Origin of the sequence: Microtetraspora fusca (genome assembly GCF_001570365.1) — a bacterium.
Classification (GTDB): domain Bacteria; phylum Actinomycetota; class Actinomycetes; order Streptosporangiales; family Streptosporangiaceae; genus Microtetraspora; species Microtetraspora fusca.
Genome location: NZ_BBYK01000056.1, coordinates 2,174 through 15,083, shown reverse-complemented (window position 1 = coordinate 15,083; position 12,910 = coordinate 2,174). Strand labels below are relative to the sequence as shown.

Sequence of the window (12,910 nt, the reverse complement as noted above, 5' to 3'; positions counted from 1 at the left end):
TCGGCACCAGGTCGCCGTCGACCGGACCGTCGATGTCGAAGGTGCTGTTGGCCACCGAGATCTCGGTCGGGCCGTACTCGTTGAGCAGCCGGGTGTCGCCCGCCATCGCCGCCCACCGGTCCAGGACGCCGGTCGGGAAGGCGTCGGCGCCGATCGCGAGCAGTTCGGCGAGCCCGGCGGCCTGGTCGGGGTCGAGCTGATGGGCGAGCAGCTCGACATGGCCGGGGGTGAGCTTCACGAAGCTGTACGGCGCGGCCTCGGCGAGCAGGCGGCCGAGGTCGCCCGGGTCGAGGTCGGGCGGCAGGATGTGGACGCGCTGTCCGATCATCAGCGGGGTGAAGAGATCGGGCACCACCATGTCGAACGCGATCGAGGAGAACAGCGGCGCCCCGCCGCAGCCGTGGGCGGCGTACTTCTCGACCGTCCACCAGAGGTAGTTCGCCAGGCCCCGGTGGTCGATCAGGACGCCCTTCGGCCGTCCGGTGGAGCCGGACGTGTAGATCACGTACGCGAGACCGCCGAGACCGTCGGCCTCGTGGATCGGTGGCCGGCGCGTGGGCCGGCCGTCCCATTCCCCGGCCGTGACGACGGCGCCGCCGTAAACCTCGCCGAGCTCGTCGGCGTAGGCGGCCTCCGCGACGACGATCCGCGCGCCGGAGTCGGCGAGCACGGCGCCCCACCGCTCGGCCGGGTGGGCGGGTTCGAGCGGGGTGTAGGCCGCGCCCGCCCGCCACACGCCGAGCAGCACGGGCAGCAGGTCGAGGCCGCGGTCGAGGCAGACGCCCACCACGGTCTCCGGCCCCGCGCCGAGGTCGCGCAGCAGCCAGGCGACCTGGTTGGCCCGGCCGTCCAGCTCGGCGAAGGTCAGCCGGGAACCGTCCCAGGCGGTCACCGCGACCGCGTCGGGCAGCAGCCGCGCCGACTCCTCGATGACGGCGGACGCGCTGATGCCCGGCCGGGGCAGCGCGGTGTCGTTCACCTCGGTGAGCACCAGCCGCCGCTCGTCGCCCGGCAGGTAGGACGCGAGGGCGTCGCCGCCGGGGTCGGCCGCCATCGAGGCCAGGACGGCCCGGTACATGCCGGCGAGCCGCTCCGCGTCGGCGCGGCGCAGCACCTCGGGGCGGGAGGTGAGCGTGAGCATGCCGCCGAGGACGGTCACCGACAGCGGGAACTCGTTCGGGCTGACGTCGATGCTCTCCGGCAGGTCCACCAGCTCGGTGTCGACGACGGTGAAGTCCAGGTAGTTGAAATACACGTCGACGAGCTGCCGCCCTCCGGCCAGCTCGCGCTGGACGGCGGGCAGCGGGAAGCGCCGGTGCGGCCACATGCCGACCTCGGCGGCGAAGGCGTCCCGCACCAGCTCGCGCCAGGTCGGGGCGGTGACCCGGAACGGGAAGGGCACGGTGTTGATGAACATGCCGTAGACCCGGTCGGCCCCTGCCGCCTCGGGGCGGGTGTCGCAGACCAGCCCGGTGTGGAACGCGGCCTCGTGGGTGAGCTGGGAGAGGACCTTCAGGTGGGCGGCGAGCAGCACGCTCTTCAGCGGCGTGCCCGCCGCCGAGGCCAGCGCGCTCAGCCCCTCGTACAGCTCGAACAGCGGGACGCCGATCTGGTACGGCTCGCGCCCGCCCTCGGGGTCGGCCCAGGGTGCCGGGAGCTCCAGCTTGGCGTGATCCTCGACCGCCCGGCTCCAGTACGCCCGGGAGGCGGGGTCGGCCATCGTCTCGCGTTCGGCGGCCACGAGGTCGGCGTAGCGGACGGGCGGGACCTCGTACTCGGGCACCGGGAGCCCGTCGCGGATCGCGCGGTAGCAGGCCAGCAGCTCCATCAGCAGCGAGTGGTAGCTCCAGCCCTCCAGGATCGCGTGGCACTCGGTCATCGACAGGCGCCAGGTGTGGTCGGCGACCCGGTGGGCGAACACCCGCAGCAGAGGCGGGGCGGACAGGTCGAACGGCGTGGCCCGCTCGGCGGCGAGGAAGCCGGCGATCCGCGCGGCCTGGTCGGGATCGCCGCGCAGGTCGGCGCCGCCGACGCTCATCTCCGCCTCCGCGTGGACGAGCTGGAGCGGCTCGGAGTAGCCGGTGAGGTCGATCGACGAGCGCAGCACCTCATGCCGCGCCACCACGATCGCGGCCGCCGCGCGGAGCGCGGACTCCGAGAAGGGCGCGTCGTCCCTGATGCTGAAGCTCGTGACGTTGTGGTAGTTCCGCACGTCGGGGTCGGCGAGCATCTCGTAGACCATGCCGGCCTGCATGCGGGTCAGCGGGTAGGCGTCGGCCACCCCGTCCGGGAGCCGCTCGCGGTCGGCCGGGTCGAGCAGCGCGAACGGCGCGACGGACGCGTGCGGCGCGGGCGCGGGGCGGCCCTCCGCGTGCGCGCACAGCGCGGCGACGGTCCGGTGCTCGAACACGTCGCGGACCGCGACGTCGAAGCCCTCCTCCCGCAGGGCGCCCACCAGCGCGACGGCCCGCAACGAGTCGCCGCCAAGATCGAAGAAGTCGTCGTGCGCTCCGACCGCCTCGCGCCGCAGCACCGACCGCCACACCAGGGCCATCCGCCGCTCGCCGGGCGTCGCGGGGGCGACGAAACCCCGCTCGCGCGCCCCGTCCGGCGCGGGGAGCGCCGCCACGTCGAGCTTCCCCGTGGCGGTGCGCGGCAGCGCGTCCAGCGGGACGACCGCCGAGGGCACCATGTACGGCGGCAGCGTCCGGCGGAGGTGGTCGCGGAGCGCGGCGGGAGAGACGTCCGCGGGCACCGCGTAGGCGACCAGCCGCCGCGCGCCGGGCGCGTCCTCGCGGGCCACCACCGCCGCGTCGGACACCGACGGGTGGGCGAGCAGCGCGGCCCGGACCTCGCCCGGCTCGATCCGGTGGCCGCGGATCTTCACCTGCTGGTCGGCCCGGCCGAGGAACTCCAGCTCGCCGGAGGCCGTCCAGTGGGCGAGGTCGCCGGTGCGGTACAGCCGGCCGCCCGCCGGGCCGTACGGGTCGGGGACGAACCGCTCGGCGGTCGGGCCCGGCCGTCCGAGGTAGCCGCGGGTCACGCCCGCCCCGCCCACGTACAGCTCGCCGGTGACCCCGGGAGGCGCGAGGTCGCCGAAGGCGTCCAGCACGTACGCGCGGAGATCCGCCAGCGGCCGGCCGATCGGGCTGCCCGTCATCCGGTTGGTGACGGAGGCGAGGGTGACGTGGACGGTCGTCTCGGTGATCCCGTACATGTTGATCATCTCGACGCCCGGCCAGGTCGGCAGCGTGGCGGCGTCGAGGCGCTCGCCGCCGAAGATCACCAGTCGGAGGCGGGACACGTCCGAGACGACGGGCGCGAGCGCGGCGAACGCGGACGGCGTCTGGTTGAGCACGGTCACGCCCTCGGCCGCCAGCAGGGCGGCGAACTCCTCCGGCTCCCTGGCGACCTCGGAGGGGACCACGACCAGCCGTCCACCGTGGACGAGCGCGCCCCACAGCTCCCACACCGAGAAGTCGAAGGCGAAGGAGTGGAACAGCGTCCACACGTCGTCCGGCCCGAATCCGAACCGCTCCCTGTCGGCGGTGAACAGCCGGGCCAGGTTGGCGTGGGTGACCAGCACGGCCTTGGGCCGTCCGGTCGACCCCGAGGTGTAGATCACGTACGCCGCCCGCTCCGGACTGAGCCCCGGCGCCTCCGCACCGGGCACGCGATCATCGGTGCCCGCCGGGGTGTCGGCGGTGGGGGCGTCGAGCAGGATTCGGCGGCCGGGCACCAGGGCGGCATGGCGCCGTTCGGTGACCGTCAGCAGGATGCCGGCGTCGGCGGCGATGAACCGCAGCCGCTCCCGTGGATAGGCGGGGTCGAGCGGCACGTAGGCGCCGCCGGACTTGGCCACGGCGAGGAGCGCGACGACCAGATCGGCGCCCCGGCCCAGGCAGACGCCGACGCGGCTCTCGGGGCCGGCCCCCTCGGCGCGCAGGCGGCGGGCGAGCCGGTCGGCGCGGGCGTCCAGCTCGCCGTAGGTGAGCCGCGTCTCCCCCGCGACGAGCGCGACCCGCGCGGGCGCGATCCGCGCCCACTCCTCGAACCTGGCGACCACGTCCGGTGCGGCCCCGGGAGGGATCCCGTCCCCGACGAGCAGGTCGCGCACCCCATCGGGCTGGAGCGGAACCACGTCGCTTTCTCGCGCCACCGGATCGGCGCTGAGCGCCGCCGCTGTGCCGGTGTGGGGTGGCGTCCCCCCGGGCAGGGCCGGTGCGGCGCCGCTCCAGGCGAGCAGCGTCGCGCGCTCGGTGTCGTCGAGGACGGGCAGCTCGCTCAGCCTGGCCCCGGGGTCGGCGGCGACCGCCCGGGCCAGGCGCACGAAACGGGCCGCCAGCGTATCCACGGTCGCGGCGTCGAACAGCGCGGTGGCGTATTCGGCGACGCCCACCAGGGAGCCGTCCGCCTGCCGCCGCAGCGTGAACTGCAGGTCGAACTTGGCCGTGACCGGCGCCACCGGCACCGTCTCCGCCCACGGCTCCGGCATCCCGTGCGGCCGGACCGTCGTCAGCGGTTCGGCGCCGCTGAAGGGCCCGGCGGCGCCCCCCGACGGTTCCAAACCCCTCGACGGGTCGGCGACCCCCAGCGGAACGGTCGGGAAGGCGGGATCGGGTACGCCCGTCGGCCCCGGCACGTCGTCCTCGTAGGCGAACACGTGCTGGAAGATCGGGTTGCGGGACAGGTCGCGGTCGGGGCTCAGCTCGTCGACCAGCCGCTCGTACGGCAGGTCCTGGTGGGCGAACGCGGCCAGCGCCGTCTCGCGCACGCGGTCGAGCAGCTCGGGGAAGGTGGGATCGCCGCGCAGGTCGGCGCGCAGCACCAGCATGTTGACGAAGAAGCCGACGACGCCCTCCAGCCCGGGGCGGGACCGCCCGGCGACGGGCGAGCCGACCGCCACGTCGGTGCGTCCCGCGTGCCGGGCGAGCAGCAGGCAGAAGAGCGCGAGCAGGGTCATGTACGGCGTCGCGCCCCGGGCCCGCCCCGCCGCCGCGAGGGCCGCGGCGACCTTCACGGGCACCGAGAACACCGTCACCGCGCCCTCGGGACGGCGGCGCGCCGGACGCGGGCGGTCCGTCGGCAGTTCCACCGGGCTCAGGTCGGCGAGCCGCTCGCGCCAGTGGTCCAGGTCACGGCCCGCCACCGGCCGCGCCGCCTGCCAGGCGGCGACGTCGGCGTACTGCAGGCGCGGCGCGGCGGGCAGCGCGGACCCCGCGTACAGCGCCGTCAGCTCCCGGCTCAGGATGCCCAGCGACCAGCCGTCGCAGGCGATGTGGTGCAGCGTCAGCACGAGCACGTGCTCGTCGGGGGCCACGCGGAGGAGCAGCGCCCGCCAGGGCGGCGCACCGGCGAGGTCGAAGCCGCGCCACGCCTCGCGGGCGATCGCCCGGTCGAGCGGCTCGTCGCCGAGCTCGGCGACGAGCAGCTCGGCGGGCGCGGGCGGGTCGATCACCTGGTACGGCTCGCCGTCGTCGCCCAGCGCGAAGCGCGTGCGCAGCGCCTCGTGCCGGGCGACCAGCTCGGACAAGGCGCGGCGCAGCGCGTCGCGGTCCAGCGCGCCGCGCAGCCGCAGGACGAGGGGGACGGCGTATTCGGCGCTCCCGGGGTCGAGACGGTCGAGGAACCAGAGGCGGCGCTGGGCGGGCGAGACCGGGATCGGGCGCGACCGGTCCGCCCTGGGCAGGTCCGCGCCGAAGCCGCGCGTCCCCGCGAGCCGCCGTTCCAGCAGCTCGCGGCGGAGTGCGGCCGATCGTACGGTGTCATGCGTCATCGCGCGCTCCCTGGGACAGCAGGCTCTCCACCTCGGCGTCGGACAACCCGGCGATCTGCGCCTCCAGCTCGGCCTCGACGGCCTCGGCCAGCCGGGCCACCGTGGTGGCCTCGAACAGGACCCGCAGCGGCACGTCCACGTCGAACTCCTCGGCCAGCCGGTGCTGCGCGCGCACGGCGAGCAGCGAGTGGCCGCCGAGCGCGAAGAAGTCGTCGTGCGCGCCCGGCTCGACGCCGAGCAGCTCGGCCCAGACCGCGGCGACCCGTTTCTCCGCCGCGGTGCTCGGGCGCCCGTCCCCCGCCGCCGGGACCGGCCGGTACGCGGGGAGCGCCCGGCGGTCGAGCTTCCCGTTGCGGCCGAGCGGCATCCGGTCGAGGGCGATCCACGCGACGGGCAGCATGAACGCGGGCAGCCTCCGTCCGCAGTGCCGCGCCAGCTCGCCCTCGCCCGGAGGCTCGCCCCGTTCGGGCACGTAGTAGCCGACGAGGCGGTCGCCGTCGGCCACGACCACGGCCTCGCGTACGCCGGGATGGGTGGCGGCGACGGCGGCGACCTCGCCCGGCTCGACCCGGACGCCGCGGATCTTCGCCTGGTCGTCGGCGCGGCCGAGGAACTCCAGGTCGCCCGACGCGGTCCACCGCACCACGTCGCCGGTCCGGTAGAGCCGCGCCCCGGGCGGGCCGTACGGGTCGGGGACGAACCGGTCCGCCGTCAGGCCCGGCCGGTTCACGTAGCCGCGGGCGACACCCGCGCCGCCGGCCAGGAGCTCCCCCGCCACCCCGACCGGGACGCGCTCACCCGCCCGGTCCACCACCACGGCGTGCGCGTTGTCGATCGGCACCCCGATGGGCACGGTGCCGAAAACGCCGGCCGGCACGTCGGCGGGCGCCGGATGCGGACCGTCCACCTCGTGGAAGGTGACGTCGACCGAGAGCTCGGTCGGCCCGTACAGGTTGTGCAGGCGAGCGGAGGAGACCTCGCGGAAGCGGCGGACGGTGGCCGCGCCGAGCGCCTCCCCGCTGCAGAACACCTCGCGCACGCTCGCGGGGAGGCGCGCTCCGACGGCGAGGAACGTGTCCAGCATGGACGGGACGAAGTGCAGGTGGGTGACCCCCTCCGCCTCCGCGAGCGCGGCCAGCCCGAGCGCGTCCCGGTGCAGTCCGGGCGGAGCCATGACGAGGGTCGCGCCCGTGGTGAGCGGCCAGAAGAACTCCCACACCGAGACGTCGAAGGTGAACGGGGTCTTCTGCAGCACCCGGTGCCCCGGACGCAGGCCGTACGCGCGCTGCATCCAGCGCACCCGGTTGACGATCGCGGCGTGCTCGATCATCACGCCCTTGGGCGTGCCGGTCGATCCCGAGGTGTAGATGACGTAGGCGAGGTCCCGCGGGTCCGTCTTCTCGGGCGGGGCGGCCTCGCCGTGCGAGGTCTCCGGGGGTTCCTTCGGCGAGACGGTGGGCACGGCGGAGGGGAAGAGGTCGCCCGCGTCCGTGATCACCGCCGCGGCGTCGGTGTCCGCGACCAGCCAGGCGAGGCGTTCGCGCGGGTCGGCCGGGTCGAGCGGCAGGTAGGCGGCTCCGGCATGGAGCGTGGCGAGCAGCGCGACCACCAGATCCGGCCCGCGCTCCAGGCAGACGCCGACCACGTCGCCCCTGCCCACGCCGGCCGCGCGCAGCCGCGCGGCGAGCCGGGCGGCGCGGACGACGAGATCGCGGTAGCGGAGCCCGGCCGTGCCCGGGGCGGCCACGGCGACGGCGTCCGGGGTGCGCCGCGCCTGCGCGGCCACCAGGTCGTGCAGGCAGGCGGGCGGCTCGGGTACGGAGGCGCCCCGGCCGCGCCGCTCCGTCAGCAGCCGTTCCCCCTCGTCCAGCAACTCGGCCCGCGAGACCGGGAGGTCGCCGTGGAGCCCTTCAAGGAGGCGGGCGAACCGGGCGGCGAACCGCTCGACGGTCGCCCGCTCGAACAGCGCCGTGGCGTACTCGAACCGGCAGGACAGCGTGCCGTCCGGCAGCAGCCGCACCATGAGCGTGAGGTCCGCCTTGGCGGTGCGCCACGCCGAGAGCATGTCGTCGTCCGCGGCGACGCCCGGGTCGTCGCCGGTCTGCAGGTCGAAGAGCACGCCGACGATCGGCGTCCGGGCGAGGTCGCGCTCCGGCCGCAGCTCGTCCACCAGCCGCTCGAACGGCAGGTCCCGATGGGCCAGGGCGTCCAGCGTGCGCTCCCTGACCCGGTCGAGCAGGTCCGCGAAGCTCGGATCGCCGCCGAGGTCGGCGCGCAGCACGAGCGTGTTGACGAAGAAGCCCACGACGTCGTCGAGCTCGGGCCGGTCCCGGCCGTCCACGGGGACGCCGACGGCCAGATCGGTCCGGCCCGTGTGCCGGGCGAGGAACACGCAGAACGCGGCGAACATCGTCATGAACGGCGTGGCTCCGGCGCGGCGGCCGAGGTCGAGCAGCGGCGTGCCGATCTCGCGGGACACCTCGAAGGCGAGCATCGCGCCGCGCGGGTCGCGGACGGGGGGCCGCGGCCGGTCGGCCGGCAGGTCGAACGGCGCCAGCCCGTCGAGCCGTTCCCGCCAGAAGCCGAGCAGCCGGTCGAGGTGCTCACCCGTGAGAGCGCGGCGCTGCCAGTCGGCGAAGTCCGCGTACCCGACCGGCGGCTCCGATCCCACACCCGTGCCCTCGGTGTGGAGGTCGCGGGCGATGATCTCCAGGGAGCGCGCGTCGCAGGCGATGTGGTGGACGGTGAGGAGCAGCAGGCCGTCGCCGCCGGGCAGGCGGATGCCGAGGGCCCGCCAGACGGGGCCGCGCTCCAGGTCGAAGCCGCGGGCGAGCCGGGCGGCGACCAGCTCGGCCACCTGGTCGCGCGAACCGGCCTCCGCCTCCTCGTACGCGACCCGTGCCTCGTCGTCCACGATCGCGTACGGCTCGCCCTCCCCGGCGGCGTACCGGGTGCGCAGGGCGTCGTGCCGGAGGGCCAGGGCGCGCAGCCGCGCGCGCACGTCCGTGCCGGGGAGACCGCCGCCGGGCAGGCGGACGATCAGCGGAACCACGTACTCGGGGCTCCCCGGGGAGAGCCGGTCGAGGAACCACAGGCGGCGCTGGCCGAAGGACAGCGGCACGGGGCCGTCCGCGGCGATCCTGGCGAGCGGCGGCTGCGCGGGCCTCGCCCGGCTCTCCAGGTAGCGGGCCTGCGCCCGGACCGTCATCGCGCCGAACAGCTCCGGCAGCTCGACCTGCCGGCCCGTGGCCGCGCCGAGCCTGGCCGCGAGCCGGGCGACGAGCAGCGAGTGGCCGCCGAGCTGGAAGAAGTCGTCCTCCGGGCCGACGTCCGGCACGCCGAGCAGCCCGCGCCACACCCCGGCCACGACCTCCTCCGTCGCGGTCATCGGGGACGCGGACCGCCCCGCCTCCTCGCGTACGGGCAGCGCCGCGAGAGCCTGTCTGTCGATCTTGCCGCTGCTGGTCCTGGGGAAGTCGGCGACCTCGACCACCGCCGAGGGGATCAGCGTGTCGGGGAGCCGCTCCCGCAGGTCGTCGCGGATCCGGGCCGGGGTCACCGGGCTCCTGGTCGTGATGTGCGCGACGAGCCGCGCCGTTCCCGTCGGCATGCGCTGGACGGTCACGACGGCGGCCCGGACCGCTGGGTGCGCGGCCAGCGCGGCCTCCACCTCGCCGGGCTCGACCCGGACTCCGTTGATCTTGACCTGGTCGTCGGTGCGGCCGAGGAACTCCAGCTCCCCCCGCGGGTTCCACCGCGCCACGTCGCCGGTCCGGTACAGCCGCGCCCCGGGCGGGCCGTACGGATCGGGGACGAACCGCTCGGCGGTCGCGCCCGGCCGGTTCAGGTAGCAGCGGGCGACGCCGACCCCGCCGACGAGCAGCTCGCCTGGCACGCCGAGCGGCGCCCGCTGCCCGCCCGCGAGCACCAGGACCCGCGTGTCGTCGATGGGCGCGCCGATCGGGACGGGCCCCTCCTCGTCCTGGACCTCGTGGGCGGTGACGTCGATGGCGCACTCGGTCGGGCCGTACGTGTTGCAGATCTCCACGTCCGTGAGCGCGCGGACGCGCCGGCACAGCTCGGCGTGCAGGGGCTCGCCCGCGCAGAACAGCAGCCGCAGCGCGCCGCAGCGCTCCCAGCCCGGCTCGTCCACCAGCAGCCGCAGCAGCGCGGGCACGACCTGGAGGATGGTGACGCCGTGGTCGCCCACGGCGCGCACGATGGCGGCGGGATCGCGCTCGACGCCGTCCTCCGGGAGCACCACGGCGCCGCCGCTGACCAGGGGCGCGAAGAACTCCCACCCGGCCGCGTCGAAGGTGAGCGGGGTCTTCTGCAGGACCCGGTCGCCGGGGCCGAAGCCGTGCCGCCGCACCGTCCACATGACCCGGTTGGCGATGCCGCCGTGGGTGATGACGACCCCCTTGGGCCGGCCCGTCGAGCCGGAGGTGTACATCACGTACGCCGCGTTGTCCGCGTGGACGGCCGCGTCCGCCCGGCCGCACGGCATGTCCGTGCCGTCGAGGTCCAGGTCTTCCAGCTCGTCGACGAGGACGAGGCGGCGCGGGCCTCCCGGGATGACCCCGGCCAGCTCGCGCGAGGTCACCACCACCTCGATGCCGGTGTCGTCGAGCACCGCCTCCAGCCGGTCACGGGGGTGGCCCGGGTCGAGCGGCACGTACGCGCCGCCCGCCTTCCAGACGCCGAGCAGCGCGGCGGGCAGGTACGGCACCCGCCCCAGGCAGACCGCGACCGGCGTCTCCGGCGCGACGCCGCACGCGCGCAGCCGCCCGGCGAGCGCCTCGGCGTCGGCGTCCAGCTCGGCGTAGGTGATCCGCCGCCCGCCCCGCAGGACGGCCACCGCGTCCGGAGTGCGCCGCGCCTGCTCGGCGACCAGCACGTGCAGCGGCGTCCGGCCGCCGCGGACCGGCCCCTCCTCGAACGAGCGGAGCGCCCGCTCCTCGCCGGGCGGGGCCATCGCGATCCGCGCGACCGGCCGCCCCGGGTCGTCCGCCACGCCCGCGGCCAGCCGCAGGAAGTGGTCGCTCATCCGGCGCACGGTCTCGCGGTCGTACAGGTCGGTCGCGTACTCGAAGGTCAGCCGGAGGGTGCCCGCCTCCTCGATCATGTGCAGGGTCAGGTCGAGCTGGGAGCCGTGGCGGGTGATGTCGAGCGGCACCGACTCGCCGATCCGGGGCAGCGCCGTCGTCTCGGCCGGCATGTTGTACGCGACGCGGACCAGCGGCGGCGCCGACCGGTCGTGGTCGGGCCGCAGCTCCTGCACCAGGCGCTCGAACGGCACGTTCTGGTGCTTCATCGCGCCGAGCAGCGCCTCCTTGACCCGGCCCACGACGGCGCGGAAGTCGGGGTCGCCGCTCAGGTCGGCGCGGACCACCACCATGTTCGCGAACATGCCGATCACGTTGTGCAGCTCGGGTTCGGTCCTCCCGGAGACGAGGCTGCCGAACCCGATGTCCCGCGCGCCGGTGTAGCGGTGCAGCAGCACGCAGAAGACCGCCATGACCGTCATGTACGGCGTGGCGCCCGCCGCCCGGCCGACCTCGACGAGGCGGCGCGCCAGCTCGGGGTCCATGGCGACGTGCAGCGAGTCCCCTACGTACGTCGGCCGGGCGGGCCGGAGCCGGTCGGCGGGCAGCTCCAGGGGCTCCAGCCCCGCCAGCCGGTCGCGCCAGTAGTCCAGCTCGGCGTCGAAGCCGCCGCTCTCCATGCGTTCGCGCTGCCAGACGGCGTAGTCCGCGTAACCCACGAGCAGCTCCGGGGCGGCCTCGAACCCGGCCAGTTCGCGCAGGATCAGGGTCAGCGAGGTGCCGTCGACCGCGATGTGGTGGGCCGCGATCACCAGGACGTGGTCGCCGTCGCCGAGCCGTAGCAGCTCGACCCGCCACAGCGGCGCGACGTCGAGCCGGTAGGGGCGCATCCCGGTCTCGTAGGCGCGCTCGAAGGCCAGCCGTTCGGCTGCGGCGGGGTCGGCGCGCGACAGGTCCACCAGCGGGATCTCGACCGGCACGGCGGGCGCGATGCGCATGACCGGCTCGCCGTCGATCTCGGCCACGGACATGCGCATCGCGTCGTGCCGCGCCACGATCTCGGCCAGCCGGCGCCGCATCTCGGCCAGGTCCACGTCCATCCGCACCCGTCCGGCGATGACCAGGTTGAACAGCGGCAGCTCACCGGCCAGCCGGTCCATCAGCCAGACGCGCTCCTGGGCGTACGACAGGCGCACCGGATCGGTGCCCTGCCGGCGCGGCACCCTGGTCGCCGGTGGTCCCACCGGCCCGCCCGCTCCGGCCGATCCGGCGGCGAGGCGGGCGAGAAGGCGCCGTTTGACGTCGGAGAGTCCGTCCGGGTTGCTCATCGGCGGCTCACCGCCTGCCCGGCGAGGAGGTCGGCGACGAGCGCGCCGGTGATCCTGCGGCGTGCCGCGGTGAAGAACGAGTGGTCGCCGGGGAGGGCCCGCAGCGTGAACTCGCCGGTGCTCCGGCCCCGCCAGGCGGCCAGCTCGGCCATGGTCACGCTGGGGTCGGCGTGGCCGCCGAAGACCGTGATCGGGACGGGCAGCGGTCCCGATTCGCGGTGGGTCCAGGTCTCGAACACCTCGTAGTCCGCCCGTACGCCCGGCTCGAACATGGAGAACAGCCCGGGGTCGGCGAGGATGGCGTCCGGGATGACGCCGAGCCCGCGCAGGTGGGCGGCGAGCCGCTCCGTGGGCAGCCGGTGCACCTGCGTCGGCTCCACCAGCTCGGGTGAGGGGAAGGCGCAGATCGCGAGCAGTTCCGGTGGCCGCCGCCCGGTGTCCAGCAGGAAGCGGGTCAGCTCGTACGCGGTGAGCGCGCCCGAGCAGTAGCCGAGCAGCGCGAAGCGCCCGTCGAGCACGTCGGCCAGGCCGTCCGCGAGCGCGGGGATCAGGTCGTCCATCCGCAGGTACGGCTTCTCCCGCAGGCGGCTCTCCCGCGCCGGGAGGCGCACCCCGCACAGGTCGATCCCGGGCGGCAGGTCGTCCGCCCAGTCGCGGAAGGTCGCCCCGCCGCCGCCCGCGTGCGGGAGGCAGATCAGCCGCAGGTCCCCGGCTCCGGCCGGGCGGAAGCGAGCCAGCCAGGGGTTTCTCGGATCAGTCAT

The 12,910-nt window shown here is 75.5% G+C and carries 3 protein-coding genes (1 of these 3 only partly in view); all 3 read right to left on the bottom strand.

Annotation, left to right across the window (positions count from 1 at the left end):
• Tightly spaced (each overlapping or abutting the next), the 3 genes in view from AWQ68_RS25125 to AWQ68_RS25115 form a layout consistent with a single transcriptional unit that may run on beyond the window.
• Window positions 1-5,776 carry the 5' portion of a non-ribosomal peptide synthetase gene (locus AWQ68_RS25125; RefSeq protein ID WP_066944335.1) on the bottom strand. 4,118 nt of this gene lie to the left of the window's left edge, so 5,776 of the gene's 9,894 nt are visible here — the first part of the coding sequence; the start codon lies at window positions 5,774-5,776; the stop codon falls past the left edge of the window.
• Window positions 5,766-12,149 (bottom strand): non-ribosomal peptide synthetase, encoded by a 6,384-nt coding sequence (locus tag AWQ68_RS25120; protein WP_084464381.1) that lies wholly within the window; start codon window positions 12,147-12,149, stop codon window positions 5,766-5,768. Before AWQ68_RS25120 ends, AWQ68_RS25125 begins: the two co-directional genes overlap by 11 nt.
• Complete coding sequence (locus tag AWQ68_RS25115; protein WP_066944334.1) at window positions 12,146-12,910, bottom strand: thioesterase II family protein; 765 nt, start codon at window positions 12,908-12,910, stop codon at window positions 12,146-12,148. The genes AWQ68_RS25120 and AWQ68_RS25115 overlap by 4 nt, the downstream gene beginning before the upstream one ends.